The following is a 14,695-nucleotide window of genomic DNA, read 5'->3' as shown; positions in this document are numbered from 1 at the left end:
GATGAGCATCAAGGTCGCCGCCATCCAGATGTGTTCCGGAATGGATGTGGAGCGCAATGTCGAGACGCTGAAAGCACTGGTGCGCGATGCCGCCGGCCAAGGCGCGATCTACATCCAGACACCGGAAATGACCGGCTCGCTTCAGCGCAACCGCAAGGCCCTGTTTGCCTCGATCCGCCCTGAAGAGACGGATCTGGTGGCGAAGGCCGCTTCCGAACTGGCACGGGAACTGAACATCCATTTGCATATCGGCTCGACCGCTATCGATCTCGGCGAAGGCAAGGTCGCCAACCGGGCGCTTCTGTTCGGGCCGGACGGGCAGAAAATCGCCAGCTACGACAAGATCCATATGTTCGACGTGGACCTCGACAATGGCGAAAGCTGGCGGGAAAGCGCGACCTATCAACCCGGCTGCGAGGCGAGGGTGATTGCCCTGCCCTTTGCAAAGCTGGGGATGGCGGTGTGCTACGACGTGCGGTTCCCGCATCTTTTCCGCGCGCAGGCGTTGGCCGGCGCTGAAATCCTGACGGCGCCGGCTGCCTTTACCCGCCAGACGGGCGAAGCGCACTGGAGCATCCTGCAACGGGCTCGCGCCATCGAGAATGGCGCTTTCATGATTTCTGCCGCGCAGGCCGGCGTGCACGAGGACGGTCGCGAGACCTACGGCCATTCGATTATCGTTGATCCCTGGGGCAAGGTTGTGGCGGAAGCCGGGGGCACGGGCGAGGCGGTTCTGGTCGCTGAAATCGATATTGCCGCAGTGGCTGCCGCCCGGGCGAAAATTCCGAACCTCAGGAATTCGCGCGATTTTGCGCTCGTGGATGCGGTCTGAGGGCCGGGAGAGAGGTCCAGGTGATCCGTTATACCCTGACATGCGAGAGCGGCCACGGCTTCGAGGGCTGGTTTTCCGGCAGCGCCGATTTCGACAGCCAGATGGAGCGCGGGCTGGTGAGCTGTCCCGTGTGCGGATCGAAAACCGTCTCCAAGGCGTTGATGGCGCCCTCCGTGTCCACTGCGCGGCAGAAGGAGGCGCAGCAGGCGCTGGCCATGGAGACCGCTCAGAAGGAAGTCGTGGCCAAGATCAAGGCCGTCGTTGCCGAGATCAAGGCCAATTCCGAGGATGTCGGCGAGCGCTTCCCGGAAGAGGCGCGGCGCATCCATTACGGCGAGACGGAAACGCGCGGCATCATAGGTCAGGCAAGCCCAGATGAGGCGCGCGAATTGCTGGAAGAGGGCATTGCAGTCGCGCCGCTGCCGGTACTTCCGGACGACGTGAACTGAAACGTCAAGCGGGGCGTTTTGCCAGCAGCATGTAGTTGACGTCGGTATCTGCCGAAAGATTCCACCGGTCGTGCAGCACGTTGTAGAACACGCCGTTCTTTTCGACGATTTCCATGCCGCTGGCCAGAAGCGGGGCTTCCAGCTCTTCCGGTGTTACCAGCTTTTCATATTGATGCGTGCCGCGCGGCAGCCAGCGCAGGACCACTTCCGCCGCGAAAATGGCGAGCGCCCTGGCCTTCAGCGTGCGGTTGATGGTGGCGATCAGCATCATGCCGCCGGGCCGCACCATGGAGGCGCAGGTGCGGATGAAGAATTCCACGTCGGCGACGTGTTCCACCACTTCCATGTTGAGGACGATATCGAAGGTTTCGCCGGCCTCCGCCAGCGCCTCGGCCGTCACAGCACGGTAATCAACCGCAACGCCCGTCTGGGTTGCGTGGGTTCTGGCAATGCCGATGTTCTTTTCCGAGGCATCCGCGCCCAGAACGTTTGCGCCCATGCGGGCCACCGGTTCCGAAAGCAGACCGCCGCCGCAGCCGATATCGAGAACCCGCAGGCCCTCCAGCGGGCGGGCGGATTTAGGATCGCGGCCGAAATGGGCGCAGGCCTTGTCGCGGATATAGCCGAGGCGGACAGGGTTGAACTTGTGCAGCGGGCGGAACTTGCCGGTCGGGCTCCACCATTCCGCCGCCATGGCCGAGAAGCGGTCCACTTCGGTCTGGTCGATGGTCGTGCGCGCTGTTTCGCTCATGGTCTGCTCCTTCAATTCGTGGTATGAAGTCGGACGATGACGACGTGAAGTCAAGAGGCGAGGAGAGGCAACATGGCGGAGGAGAAGGACAAGGACGAAAAACGCGTCTATGACCGCTATGACCTCACGCCCGAGGAGGCGCGGCAGGACCATTGGGACATGCTGCGGTTTCTGGCCATCAACGCGCTTTTCGGCATGGGCATAGGCGTGGTTCTGGCGGCGAGCCTGCTCTTTTTCGACATTGGCGGCCTTTGGACGCACCTGGTGCGCGCGCGCCATCCTTTCGTCAGCGCACTTCTGCTTTTCGTGCCGCTGGCGCTCACCTTCGGCAGCGTTGTGGTGGGCACGGCAGTCATGACCATGCCCTACAAGCGCAAGAAGGAATTGTGACCGAACGGCATCATGCGGCGCTGCTTGCCGCCTTCTACGCCGGAATGCCGGTGCCGATTGTCAAAATGCCGCCGCTTGCGGGGCTGGATGCCATTGCGCCCGGGGCCCGTTTTCGCTATGAGACACGCCGACCGCTGCCCCTGCCTGCCAGAGGGCGGCTTTGTTGGTGAAAGCCTTCTTCAGAAGGCGTCTGTCGGAATACCGGAATCAAGGCCATGGCTCGCATCGTGATGAAGTTCGGCGGCACGTCCGTCGCCAATCTGGAACGCATTCATAACGTCGCCCGCCATGTGAGACGTGAAGTCGATGCCGGCCACGAAGTGGCAGTTGTCGTGTCCGCGATGTCTGGGAAGACCAACGAACTCGTCGGCTGGGTTCAGGATGCGCCCAAGGTGGCTGGCGCCACGTCCCCGTTCTATGACGCGCGCGAATACGACGCCGTGGTCGCCTCGGGCGAACAGGTCACGTCCGGCCTTCTGGCCATCACGCTGCAGTCGATGGACATCAATGCCCGCTCCTGGCAGGGCTGGCAGATCCCGATCCGCACCGACAACGCCCACGGTGCCGCCCGTATTCTCGAAATCGACGGTTCGGATATCATTCGCCGTATGGGCGAGGGTCAGGTGGCTGTGATCGCCGGCTTCCAGGGGCTTGGGCCCGACAATCGCATTGCGACCCTCGGTCGCGGCGGCTCTGACACTTCTGCTGTTGCCATCGCCGCCGCCGTCAAGGCCGACCGTTGCGATATCTATACCGACGTGGACGGCGTTTACACGACCGATCCGCGCATCGAGCCGAAGGCGCGCCGCCTGAAGAAGATCGCCTTCGAGGAAATGCTCGAAATGGCATCGCTTGGCGCCAAGGTGCTGCAGGTACGCTCCGTTGAGCTGGCGATGGTGCACAAGGTGCGCACCTTCGTCCGCTCCAGCTTTGAAGATCCCGATGCGCCGGGCATGGGCGACCTTCTGAACCCGCCCGGCACGCTGATTTGTGACGAGGATGAAATCGTGGAACAGGAAGTCGTAACCGGTATTGCCTACGCCAAGGATGAAGCCCAGATTTCGCTGCGCCGTCTTTCCGACCGGCCGGGCGTTTCCGCCGCGATCTTCGGCCCGCTGGCTGAAGCCCACATCAACGTCGACATGATCGTCCAGAACATTTCCGAGGACGGCACCCATACCGACATGACCTTCACTGTGCCCTCGGGTGATCTGGAAAAGGCCATGACGGTGCTGACTGCCAACAAGGAAAAGATCGGCTTCGACGTTGTGCAGAGCGAATCGGGGCTCGCCAAGGTTTCGGTCATCGGTGTCGGCATGCGCAGCCATGCGGGCGTTGCCGCAACCGCTTTCCGCGCAGTTGCCGAAAAAGGCATCAACATCAAGGCCATCACCACCTCGGAAATCAAGATTTCGGTGCTGATCGACGGCGCATACACGGAACTTGCAGTCCGGACTTTGCATTCCGCCTACGGCCTCGATAAAAAGTGATTCACGCCGGTTATTCCCCGTCGGCGAATCGCAGGTAGCGACGGGGGTTTTCCGGAAATAGACCTTGTTTTCGGGAGCGCCAGGCGATGAGAGACCTTTCCATGGGTCCGCGCGTTCTTCTCAAGCGGTTGCGCGAGTTGATGGCGGAACCGCTCGAGCCACAGGAGCGGCTGGACCAGATCGTTCTGCAGATTGCGCAGAACATGGTGGCCGAAGTGTGCTCGGTCTACGTTTTGCGTTCGGACGGGGTTCTCGAACTCTACGCAACCGAAGGTCTGAACAAGGATGCCGTTCACCTTGCCCAGCTCAAGATGGGGCAGGGTCTGGTCGGTACGATTGCGGCAGCCGCGCAACCCCTCAACCTTTCCGATGCCCAGGCGCATCCGGCCTTCCGCTATCTGCCGGAAACCGGTGAAGAAATCTTCCAGTCCTTCCTCGGGGTGCCGATCCTGCGCGCCGGTCGCACGCTCGGCGTTCTGACCGTTCAGAACAAGGCGCAGCGCAATTATCGCGAAGATGAGGTCGAGGCGCTCGAAACGACCGCGATGATCCTTGCCGAGATCATCGCCACAGGCGACCTCAAGAAGATCACCCGCCCCGGTGTCGAACTCGACCTGTCGCGGCCCGTGACCATCGAGGGCGATGCCTATAACGAAGGAATCGGGCTCGGGCGCGTCGTGCTGCATGAGCCGCGCATCGTCGTCACCAACCTGCTGAACGAGGATGCCGAAAAGGAAATCCTGCGTCTGGCCGAAGCGCTCGGTTCGCTGCGCATTTCCATCGATGACATGCTGTCGCGTCGCGACGTGCCGATGGAAGGTGAGCATCGTGAAGTGCTGGAAACCTTCCGCATGTTCGCCCACGATCAGGGCTGGGTGCGGCGCATGGAAGAGGCGATTCGCAACGGCCTGACGGCGGAAGCGGCCGTCGAAAAGGTGCAGAGCGACACGAAGGCGCGGATGATGCGCCTGACCGATCCCTATCTGCGCGAGCGGATGCACGACTTCGAGGATCTGGCCAACCGGCTTCTCCGGCAGTTGACGGGTCATTCCGGCCGCCTTTCCGGCGACAGTTTCCCGACCGATGCCGTCATTCTGGCGCGCGCCATGGGCGCTGCCGAGCTTCTGGATTATCCGCGCAACAGTCTGCGCGGTCTCATTCTGGAAGAAGGCGCGGTGACGAGCCACGTCGTCATTGTGGCCCGCGCGATGGGCATTCCGGTCGTCGGGCAGGCGGTTGGTATCGTGGCGCTTGCCGAAAACGGCGATGCGATCATCATCGATGGTGACGAGGGGCAGGTTCATCTGCGTCCGGTGGTCGATCTGCAGCGTGCCTACGAGGAGAAGGTCAAGCTGCGCGCCAAGCGGCAGGAGCAGTTCCGCGCTTTGCGCACCGTCGATCCCGTGACGAAGGATGGCAAGCGCATCAGCATGCTGATGAATGCCGGCCTTCTCGTCGATCTGCCGCAGCTTTCGGAATCCGGTGCCGATGGTATCGGCCTGTTCCGCACCGAGTTGCAGTTTATGATCGCCTCGACCATGCCGAAAGCCGACGAGCAGGAAATCTTCTACCGCTCGGTTCTGCGGCAGGCCGGCAAGCAGCCGGTAACCTTCCGCACACTCGATATCGGCGGCGACAAGGTCGTGCCTTACTTCCGCGGCCATGAGGAAGAAAACCCGGCGCTCGGCTGGCGGGCCATCCGTCTGGCGCTCGACCGGCCGGGTCTTCTTCGTACCCAGCTCCGTGCGCTATTGAAGGCATCTGCCGGCGGTGAGCTGAAGATGATGTTGCCCATGGTGACCGAGGTTGCCGAGGTGCGGACCGTGCGCGAGATCCTGCGCAAGGAAGTGCAGCATCTTTCGAAATTCGGCCATCGTCTGCCGCGCACGCTGAAGCTCGGCGCCATGCTGGAGGTTCCCGCCCTGCTTTGGCAGATCGACGAACTGATGCAGGAGGTCGATTTCGTCTCCGTCGGTTCGAATGACCTGTTCCAGTTCTCGATGGCGGTCGATCGCGGCAATGCCCGCGTTGCTGACCGGTTTGACATTCTCGGCCGTCCGTTCCTGCGCATCCTGCGCGATATCGTGCGGGCCGGTGACAGGAACGGGACGCCGGTGACGCTGTGCGGCGAAATGGCGGGCAAGCCGCTGGCCGCCATGGCGCTGATCGGCATCGGTTTCCGCGCGGTTTCCATGGTACCGACAGCCATTGGTCCGGTGAAGGCCATGCTGTTGGGGCTGGATGTGGATGGGCTCTCCGAAGAGCTGCATGCAGCGCTTGACGATCCGCATCCGGTGGTGCCGGTTCGGGAACTGCTGACGCTGTTTGCCGAGCGTAACAACATCCCGGTTTAACAAGACACAACAGACATTCTGGAGCAGAGGGTGGCGAAACTTCCCGTCGAGAAAATGCGCGAGCTTGAGCGTCGCTTTGGCGAGGTCGAAGCGCGCATGTCGGCCGGCCCGGCGGCGGATGTCTATGTGAAGCTGGCCGCCGAATATTCCGAGTTGCAGCCGGTGGTGAAGACCATCCGCGACTATCAGCGTGCTGAAGCGGAGGTGGCAGATCTCGAGGCGTTGCTGGCCGAGAAGGATGGCGACCGCGAGATGCGGGCGCTGGCCGAGGAGGAATTGCCGGAGGTGCGCGAGAAGATTGCGGCACTGGAAGGCGAAATCCGTATTCTGCTTCTGCCAAAGGATGCAGCCGACGAAAAGAGCGCGATCCTCGAAATCCGTGCTGGAACCGGCGGTTCGGAAGCCGCACTGTTTGCCGGTGATCTGTTCCGCATGTATGAGCGCTACGCGGCGGCCCATGGCTGGAAGGTCGAAGTCCTTTCATCGAGCGAGGGGGAAGCCGGCGGTTTCAAGGAAATCATCGCGACGATTTCCGGGCGCGGCGTGTTCGCCAAGCTGAAGTTCGAATCCGGCGTGCATCGTGTGCAGCGCGTGCCGGAAACGGAAGCGAGCGGGCGCATTCATACCTCAGCCGCCACCGTTGCGGTTCTGCCGGAGGCGGAGGATATCGACATCGAGATCCGCCCTGAGGATATTCGCATCGATACAATGCGATCGTCGGGTGCTGGCGGACAGCACGTCAATACAACGGACTCGGCGGTGCGTATCACCCATCTGCCGACCGGGTTGATCGTCACCTCCTCGGAGAAATCCCAGCACCAGAACCGCGCCAAGGCAATGCAGGTTCTGCGTTCCCGTCTCTACGATATCGAACGTCAGCGCGCTGACAGCGAGCGTTCCGCCGATCGTCGGGCGCAGGTCGGTTCCGGCGATCGCTCCGAGCGCATTCGCACCTATAATTTCCCGCAGGGCCGTGTGACCGATCATCGCATCGACCTCACGCTCTACAAGCTCGACCGCATCATGATGGGCGAAATCGACGAGGTGATCGACGCGCTGGTGGCCGATCACCAGGCCGACCAGCTTGCCCGGCTTGGCGAGACCGGCCTGTGACGCGACCGCAGACGCTGGCTGCCCTTCAGGCCTGGTTGCGGCGCGGGCTTGGTGAGGCCGGGGTATACGATCCGGCAGCAGATGCGCGGGTTCTGCTCGCCGGTCTTCTCGACCTTTCACCGACGGCGCTTCTCACGCAGGGCGACCGACCGGTGGGCGACGAGGAGTTCGCCCGTGTTGTCGATGCACTGGAGCGGCGCAGGGCGCGTGAGCCGGTCCATCGTATCCTCGGTAGACGTGAATTCTATGGTCTGACGCTTGCGCTTTCACCGGAAACGCTCGAGCCACGGCCCGACACGGAAATTCTGGTAGATCGCATGCTGCCCCATGTCCAACGCATCGCTGAGACGAAGGGGCATGTGCGCATTCTCGACCTCGGCACGGGCACCGGAGCCATTCTGCTCGCGTTGCTTGCCGAATGCCCGCAGGCGACGGGCGTTGGTGTCGATGCGGCAACCGGTGCCTTGCGGACGGCGCAGGCCAACGCCGAGGCCAACGGGCTCGTTGCGCGTTTTCGGGTAGTGGAAAGTGACTGGTTTTCTGCCGTTCATGGCTGTTTCGACATAATCGTGTCGAATCCCCCCTATATAAGGACGGATGTGGTTGCCGGTCTGGAGAGGGAAGTCAGGGATTTCGATCCCGCTCTTGCTCTTGATGGCGGGCCGGATGGGCTTGAAGCCTACCGGCGCATTGCAACTGGAGCTTCAAGTTATCTCGAGCCTGACGGGATTATCGGCGTCGAAATCGGCTACGATCAGCATCAGTCTGTTTCGAAACTGTTCGATGCGGAAGGGTTTCGCTTGATCGAGGCAGCGCGGGATTACGGTGGAAATGACCGTGTTCTCGTCTTTGTCGCGAAGGCGTCTTGAAACTTGCTGCGACTGCGAAAGCTCTTTTCGAATCTTTCAAGAAAACACTTGGATTCGTTGAGGAAAGCGGCTAGCGTGAAACGACGCACAGGGTAACTGGGAATGAACGGCGATTCGTTCGGGTTGGAATAGACCTCGGGTCCGTCTTCTCTTGAGATACGGCAGGGTGAACATTTCCCGGTGCGTGAATCAATAATTTGACTTTCATCAGGGCGAACGAAGGTTTCGCAAGGTTCCTCGATGGCCTGTCAGGTCTGGGCGGCATGTTCGCGCCAGTCTGGTGGCTTATGCGAAGAGAACGGAAAAGAGTTCAGGTGACCGATCTATGAGGCCAGGACAGCAGAACAAGCGTGGTCGCGGGCGTGGCAACAACAATAACAATAATAACAACGGCAATAACGGCAACAACGGTAACTTCAACCGCAAGGGCCAAAATCCGCTGACGCGGACCTATGACAGCTCTGGCCCGGATGTGAAAATTCGCGGTACGGCCCAGCACATTGCGGAAAAGTACGGAGCCCTTGCTCGCGACGCCCAAAGCTCGGGCGACCGCGTCATGGCCGAAAACTATCTTCAGCATGCCGAACACTATAACCGCATCATTGCCGCCGCCCAGGCCCAGATGCAGGAACGGTTCCAGCGCGAAGATCGCAACGAATTCAATGAGCGCGACAGCTATGACCGCGACGAAGACGGCGATCTGTCGAACGAGACGGAAAATGTCGCTCCCGTTGTCGTGCAGACCCCCGCGCCGACGCCGCGGCCTGCTCCGGCTCCACGGCCTGCTCCAGCGCCCGCACCTGTCGTGATCGACGGAACCGGTCCGCAGCCAGTGATCGAGGACGTGCCGGCCGAGGTGGTTGCTGCCGAGGAAGAAGCGAATGCGGATGGTCAGGGCCGCGAACGTGGCCAGAGCCGCCGCCGCTCAGCCGCCGCCCGCCCGCGCCGCACGCCGCGCCGCAAGGAAGCGGCTGAAGGCACTGCCGAGGGCGGCGAGCCCGCCGGCGAAGCACAGCAGCCGGTGGTTGCCGAGTAAGCGCTTAGATAATATTTTATGACTAAAGGGCTGGTCGCATCTCGTGGCCAGCCCTTTGTTTTTGTTTGCAGGTTTATTGGGGCACTCTTCTGCGTTGTTCATTGCTGTGGCGGGTTGATGTGTTCCGTTGAGCGCATAAGGAGTTTTCTATTCCGTTGATGATTTGAACAGTTTGAACACCTGCGACAGCCTGCGGCAATTTTCGATGTAATGGGCTCTTTAAACGGAATATATTCCCTCCCATATCTCGGTCGAGGGATGGACCGAAGGGTTCGTCCGGGGCTTGCCGCATGAGGGAGCCTTATCCTTGGAACCGTCATTCTGTGCCAGCAAGGGCAGGGTGGCTACTGGAGGTGTTTTAATGAATATCGAAAAATATTCCGAGCGTGTGCGTGGTTTTCTGCAATCGGCCCAGACCCATGCTTTGTCTGAAGGTCATCAGCAGTTCACGCCTGAGCATGTGCTGAAAGTATTGCTCGATGACGATCAGGGCATGGCGTCCGCGTTGATCGAGCGCGCTGGCGGTAACGCCAAGGAAGCGAAGATCGCCAATGATGCAGCACTTGCCAAGCTGCCGAAGGTTTCCGGTGGCAATGGCGGCCTGTCTCTGACGCAGCCTTTGGCGCGGGTGTTCTCGACCGCAGAAGACGCAGCCAAGAAGGCCGGCGACAGTTTCGTTACCGTCGAACGCCTGCTTCTGGCGCTTCTGATCGAATCCTCGGCCTCGACCTCCGCCTCTCTCAAGAAGGCCGGTTTGACGCCGAATGCGCTGAATACCGTTATCAACGAGTTGCGCAAGGGCCGCACCGCCGACAATGCGAGCGCCGAACAGGGCTATGATGCGTTGAAGAAATATGCGCGTGACCTGACCAGCGAGGCCCGAGAAGGCAAGCTCGACCCGGTCATCGGTCGCGACGATGAAATTCGCCGCACGATTCAGGTTCTGTCGCGCCGTACCAAGAACAATCCGGTTCTGATCGGTGAACCCGGCGTGGGCAAGACGGCCATCGTCGAAGGTCTGGCGTTGCGCATCGTCAATGGCGACGTGCCGGAAAGCCTCAAGGAAAAGCAGTTGATGGCGCTCGACATGGGTGCGTTGATTGCCGGCGCGAAATATCGCGGTGAGTTTGAAGAGCGCCTGAAAGCGGTTCTCAGCGAAGTCCAGTCCGAAAACGGCAACATCATCCTGTTCATCGATGAGATGCACACGCTGGTGGGTGCCGGCAAGGCTGATGGCGCCATGGATGCCTCCAACCTGCTGAAGCCGGCCCTTGCCCGCGGCGAGTTGCATTGCGTCGGTGCGACCACACTCGATGAATATCGCAAGCATGTGGAAAAGGACCCGGCTCTTGCCCGTCGCTTCCAGCCGGTCATGGTCACGGAGCCGACGGTCGAGGACACGATCTCGATCCTGCGCGGTCTGAAGGAAAAGTACGAGCAGCACCACAAGGTCCGCATCTCGGATTCGGCACTGGTCGCTTCGGCCACGCTGTCCAACCGCTATATCACTGACCGCTTCCTGCCGGACAAGGCCATCGACCTGATGGACGAGGCGGCATCGCGGGTTCGCATGCAGGTGGACTCCAAGCCGGAAGAGCTGGACGAACTCGATCGCCGCATCATGCAACTCAAGATCGAGCGCGAGGCCCTGAAGAAGGAAACCGACACCGCTTCGGCCGACCGGCTGCACAAGCTGGAGGAAGAGCTTGCCCATATCGAGGAGGAAGCGGATGCGCTGACAGCTCGCTGGCAGGCGGAAAAGCAGAAGCTCGGCCTGGCCGCCGATCTGAAGAAGCAGCTTGAAGAAGCGCGTAACGAACTGGCGATTGCCCAGCGCAACGGTCAGTTCCAGCGGGCGGGCGAACTGACTTACGGTATCATTCCGGGCCTTGAAAAGGAACTGAAGGACGCCGAAAGCCGTGAAAGCTCGGCCTCTTCAATGGTGCAGGAAGTGGTGAGTGCCGACAACATCGCTCAGGTCGTGTCGCGCTGGACCGGTATTCCGGTGGACCGGATGCTTGAAGGTGAGCGGGAAAAGCTGCTGCGCATGGAAGACGAACTGGCGAAATCCGTCGTCGGTCAGGGCGAGGCGGTTCAGGCCGTTTCCAAGGCGGTGCGTCGTTCGCGCGCCGGGCTTCAGGACCCCAACCGGCCGATCGGCTCGTTCATTTTCCTTGGCCCCACGGGCGTCGGCAAGACGGAACTGACGAAGTCGCTCGCGCGCTTCCTGTTCGATGACGACACCGCCATGGTGCGCCTCGACATGTCGGAATACATGGAGAAGCACTCCGTGGCCCGGCTGATCGGTGCGCCTCCCGGCTATGTCGGCTACGAGGAGGGCGGCGCGCTGACGGAAGCCGTTCGCCGTCGGCCCTATCAGGTCGTGCTGTTCGATGAAATCGAGAAGGCGCATCCGGATGTCTTCAACATCCTGTTGCAGGTGCTGGACGATGGTCGTTTGACTGACGGTCAGGGCCGCACGGTCGACTTCAAGAACACCATCATCATCATGACCTCGAACCTCGGTTCCGAGTTCCTGACGCAGATGGGCGACAATGACGATACGAACTCGGTTCGCGAACTGGTGATGGAGCGGGTTCGCTCGCATTTCCGGCCGGAATTCCTGAACCGTATCGACGACATCATCCTCTTCCACCGCCTGCGGCGAGATGAGATGGGTGCAATCGTCGATATCCAGCTCCGCCGTCTGACCTCGCTTCTGTCCGACCGCAAGGTGACGCTTGATCTGCAGGCGGATGCCCGCACCTGGCTTGCCAACAAGGGTTACGATCCCGCTTATGGCGCCCGTCCCCTGAAGCGGGTGATCCAGAAGGAAGTTCAGGATCGTCTGGCCGAAATGATCCTTGGCGGCGAGGTGCCGGATGGTTCGACCGTGCATGTTACGGCGGGGTCCGACAGGCTTTTGCTCAGGGTTGGCAAGACGCTTAACCAGGCGGCCTGATCACCGGGTACATGAAACAGAATGGCGGCCGTCGGGCCGCCATTTTCGTATTCAGCTTCTTTCCCGGTTGCACTTTTCAGTGAGAGCGTTTGTAGCGCGGCTTTGGTCGTCACGGCTTACTTGCTGGCAACCTGCTTAGACTTGTCGGTTGTGTTCAGCAGGGCATCGATGCGTTTGCGTTCTTCCTGGAACTTGGCCAGAGCTTCGCCTTCCAGCGACTTGCCACCCGGCAGGCGGATCTTCAACGGATCGACCTTGTTGCCATTGACGATCAGTTCGTAATGCAGATGCGGACCGGTGGAAAGGCCGGTGGAGCCGACCCAGCCGATCACCTGACCCTGGCGAACCTGTGCGCCGGGTTTCACGCCCTTGGCGATCGCGCTCTGGTGGTTGTAGGAGCTGACATAGCCGTTGGCATGGCGAATGAGGGTCTGGTTGCCGTAACCGCCGGAATCCCAGCTTGCCTTTTCGACCGTGCCATTGCCCGCTGCGATGATCGGCGTGCCACGCGGGGCAGCCCAGTCGACGCCGGTATGCATACGGGCAAAACCAAGGATCGGGTGTCGGCGCATGCCGAAGGGCGATTTGAAAATGCCGTTCGGCACCGGGTTTCTCAGCAGGAACTGCCGGATGCTCTTGCCATTCTCATCAAAGTAATCGACGGAATTGTCGGACGGGTCCTGGAAACGATAAAAGCGTGTGGCAGTATCGCCGAAATGGGCATTCACATAAAGAAGCTCGGAATCCTTGGTCGCCTTGCCGTCATCGCCCGACACGGAGAAGAAGGCTTCGAGCGTATCGGTCGGCTTTAACTGGGCCTGAAAATCGACGCTGCTGGCCAGAAGCTTGATGACGCGCTGGGTCATCGCCTGGTTCATGCCGTAAGAGAGAGCGGCGCGATAGATGCCGTCATAAACACGGGGCAGGTCGCGGCCGGCCTGAACCGGCGGTGCTCCGGTCTCAAACGCGGTGCGGACAGCATCGAGATCGGGTGGTGCCTCGCCCGGCACATACTGCCCCTTGTCATCAAGGGCGACAGTGAGATTGTGTCGGGCATGGCGATAGACGCTGCAGCGGATAACTGTTGCCTGCTCACCCTTCTGCAAAATGCCGACGCGCAGGACGCTGCCTTCGCTGAGCGTGTCGGACCCGAGCTTGGAGGCGAGAGCCTCTGAAAGGGTGCTTGCCTGAGCTTTCGAATAACCTGCATTCGTCAGCAAGGTCGCAATCGGTGCGTCCTCGCGGGCCGGAATCACGTCTTCGGCATATTCCGGCATGGCCGGTGTCAGCGTCTCAGGAGCGGACACAGTCATGTTCTGCTCGACGACCCGGGCGGAAATGCCGGCCGTCAGGTCAAGATCGTTATTATCCGTCTCAAAGCGGCGGGGGTCGACGTAATAGAGAGCGGCCACCTGCTTTGTGCCATCCGTCAGCACCGAGCCGTTGGTACGGACGTTTTCCTCCACTTCGTCCAGCGTCATCGATGCCGTGAACGGGTAGGGGGAATGACGCGTGGGGAAGGGGACAGTCTTCAGGCTGACTTCGGAATCGACATCAGCGCCGTAAATCGTGCCCGTGCGTGCCGGTTGCGCCGCGCTTGGCTTGTCATCGGAGGAGAAGACGGTCAGCGGATTGAAGCTCGGATAGTCTTCCGAGGTAACGTGATTGGCGGCCAACACCATCTTCACATGGGCGAAGGGCTGTCGGCGCACGACTTCCTTGTCGCCCTGGCGGACGACTGTGGAGACATCCATGATGGCCCGGTCGGTCGGCTTGGCGGTCAGTGTTGCCGCAAACAGGCGGCCGCCCCGCACGACGTCCTCGTCGGAGTGATCCGTATTGGTGTTGGCATAGGCTTCCGCCGGAATGCCGAGCTGCTGGCGTCCGTCCAGGGCTGCAAAAAGGGCGACGCCCATCAGCACGCTTGAGGTAATGCCGGTCAGAAAGGTGCCCGAAAGCCAGCGCAGCGAGATTTCGCGACGATCCGGCGCGCGTCGGCCATCGGCGAGAACCGGGGCCTCATTGCCGATCGAACGGGTCAAAGCGGGATCGGGTATCATTGCAGGGGTACCGGTCCTTTCGCTGTTGCTCTTGGTAAAAACGCAGGAAGATGTGCATCTTTCCAGTTACCGAGTCAAATCCGGGCTGCCTCACATGCGGGCATGCGCGATTCATCAACACCGGTGGTGCATGGCAATTGTGGATTTCGCGGGGCAAAAGATGACCGGATCCCGATGTTCCACGGAAAAACACACCATTTCAAGCACATGTATAGGCATAGCTGCGAAGATCCTATAAAAATTTCTTTATTTTCAGATGGTTATAAAAAAAGTGCCAGTCAGGCAAATTTCCCGGTTGACGGTTTGGGTGTGGTGGTTCTATAAGCCGTGTCACTGACGAGGGCGGCGGCGCTGCTGGCGACCGACGAACTCGCTCCTGAGACTGGCGG

The 14,695-nt window shown here is 60.8% G+C and carries 11 protein-coding genes; 9 read left to right on the top strand and 2 right to left on the bottom strand.

Annotation, left to right across the window (positions count from 1 at the left end; genetic code table 11):
• Position 1 precedes the first annotated feature (1 nt).
• Together GGQ66_RS20955 and GGQ66_RS20950 are read left to right on the top strand one after the other, a co-directional pair.
• Complete coding sequence (locus GGQ66_RS20955; protein WP_183795333.1) at positions 2–832, top strand: carbon-nitrogen hydrolase family protein; 831 nt, start codon at positions 2–4, stop codon at positions 830–832.
• 20 nt (positions 833–852) lie between these two features.
• Positions 853–1,281: a DUF1178 family protein gene (locus GGQ66_RS20950; protein ID WP_183795331.1), complete on the top strand. Its 429-nt coding sequence runs from the start codon at positions 853–855 to the stop codon at positions 1,279–1,281.
• A gap of 4 nt (positions 1,282–1,285) precedes the next feature.
• Here GGQ66_RS20950 and ubiG read toward each other — a convergent pair whose 3' ends face one another.
• Positions 1,286–2,032, bottom strand: coding sequence for a bifunctional 2-polyprenyl-6-hydroxyphenol methylase/3-demethylubiquinol 3-O-methyltransferase UbiG (ubiG, locus tag GGQ66_RS20945; protein WP_183795329.1), 747 nt, complete (start codon positions 2,030–2,032; stop codon positions 1,286–1,288).
• Between the two features lie 72 nt (positions 2,033–2,104).
• Between ubiG and GGQ66_RS20940 the strand changes: the two genes are divergently transcribed.
• The 7 genes from GGQ66_RS20940 (at position 2,105) to clpB (ending at position 12,246) form a co-directional block, all read left to right on the top strand.
• On the top strand, positions 2,105–2,422 hold the full coding sequence (locus GGQ66_RS20940) for a hypothetical protein (RefSeq protein WP_183795327.1): 318 nt from the start codon (positions 2,105–2,107) through the stop codon (positions 2,420–2,422).
• Positions 2,423–2,637: 215 nt separating this feature from the next.
• Positions 2,638–3,912, top strand: a complete 1,275-nt coding sequence (locus GGQ66_RS20935; RefSeq protein WP_183795325.1) for an aspartate kinase — start codon at positions 2,638–2,640, stop codon at positions 3,910–3,912.
• An 86-nt stretch (positions 3,913–3,998) separates the two neighbouring features.
• On the top strand, positions 3,999–6,266 hold the full coding sequence (ptsP, locus tag GGQ66_RS20930; RefSeq protein ID WP_183795323.1) for a phosphoenolpyruvate--protein phosphotransferase: 2,268 nt from the start codon (positions 3,999–4,001) through the stop codon (positions 6,264–6,266).
• A 30-nt stretch (positions 6,267–6,296) separates the two neighbouring features.
• The gene (gene prfA, locus GGQ66_RS20925) at positions 6,297–7,379 is read left to right on the top strand and encodes a peptide chain release factor 1 (RefSeq protein ID WP_183795321.1); all 1,083 of its coding nucleotides are present in this window, start codon (positions 6,297–6,299) and stop codon (positions 7,377–7,379) included.
• The gene (prmC, locus tag GGQ66_RS20920; protein ID WP_183795319.1) at positions 7,376–8,248 is read left to right on the top strand and encodes a peptide chain release factor N(5)-glutamine methyltransferase; all 873 of its coding nucleotides are present in this window, start codon (positions 7,376–7,378) and stop codon (positions 8,246–8,248) included. The genes prfA and prmC overlap by 4 nt, the downstream gene beginning before the upstream one ends.
• Positions 8,249–8,573: 325 nt before the next feature.
• The gene (locus GGQ66_RS20915) at positions 8,574–9,284 is read left to right on the top strand and encodes a DUF4167 domain-containing protein (RefSeq protein WP_183795317.1); all 711 of its coding nucleotides are present in this window, start codon (positions 8,574–8,576) and stop codon (positions 9,282–9,284) included.
• 361 nt (positions 9,285–9,645) lie between these two features.
• Positions 9,646–12,246, top strand: coding sequence for an ATP-dependent chaperone ClpB (gene clpB, locus GGQ66_RS20910; RefSeq protein WP_183795315.1), 2,601 nt, complete (start codon positions 9,646–9,648; stop codon positions 12,244–12,246).
• Positions 12,247–12,362: 116 nt separating this feature from the next.
• On the opposite strand, the gene GGQ66_RS20905 is transcribed toward clpB, so the two are convergent.
• Positions 12,363–14,306 carry a M23 family metallopeptidase gene (locus GGQ66_RS20905; RefSeq protein ID WP_183795313.1) on the bottom strand — a complete coding sequence of 648 codons (1,944 nt, stop codon included), beginning with the start codon at positions 14,304–14,306 and terminating at the stop codon, positions 12,363–12,365.
• Positions 14,307–14,695: the final 389 nt, after the last annotated feature.

Origin of the sequence: Allorhizobium borbori (assembly GCF_014196535.1) — a bacterium.
GTDB lineage: Bacteria > Pseudomonadota > Alphaproteobacteria > Rhizobiales > Rhizobiaceae > Ectorhizobium > Ectorhizobium borbori.
Note: the sequence above shows the minus strand (reverse complement) of the source record. Positions and strands in the feature narration are given on the sequence as shown.

What these genes read in the sequence shown, in the direction of transcription:
- GGQ66_RS20955 (WP_183795333.1), top strand. Translation starts at nt 2, where the DNA reads ATGAGCATCAAGGTCGCCGCCATCCAGATGTGTTCCGGAATGGATGTG.
- ubiG (WP_183795329.1), bottom strand. Translation starts at nt 2,032, where the DNA reads ATGAGCGAAACAGCGCGCACGACCATCGACCAGACCGAAGTGGACCGC.
- GGQ66_RS20940 (WP_183795327.1), top strand. Translation starts at nt 2,105, where the DNA reads ATGGCGGAGGAGAAGGACAAGGACGAAAAACGCGTCTATGACCGCTAT.
- GGQ66_RS20935 (WP_183795325.1), top strand. Translation starts at nt 2,638, where the DNA reads ATGGCTCGCATCGTGATGAAGTTCGGCGGCACGTCCGTCGCCAATCTG.
- ptsP (WP_183795323.1), top strand. Translation starts at nt 3,999, where the DNA reads ATGAGAGACCTTTCCATGGGTCCGCGCGTTCTTCTCAAGCGGTTGCGC.
- GGQ66_RS20915 (WP_183795317.1), top strand. Translation starts at nt 8,574, where the DNA reads ATGAGGCCAGGACAGCAGAACAAGCGTGGTCGCGGGCGTGGCAACAAC.
- clpB (WP_183795315.1), top strand. Translation starts at nt 9,646, where the DNA reads ATGAATATCGAAAAATATTCCGAGCGTGTGCGTGGTTTTCTGCAATCG.
- GGQ66_RS20905 (WP_183795313.1), bottom strand. Translation starts at nt 14,306, where the DNA reads ATGATACCCGATCCCGCTTTGACCCGTTCGATCGGCAATGAGGCCCCG.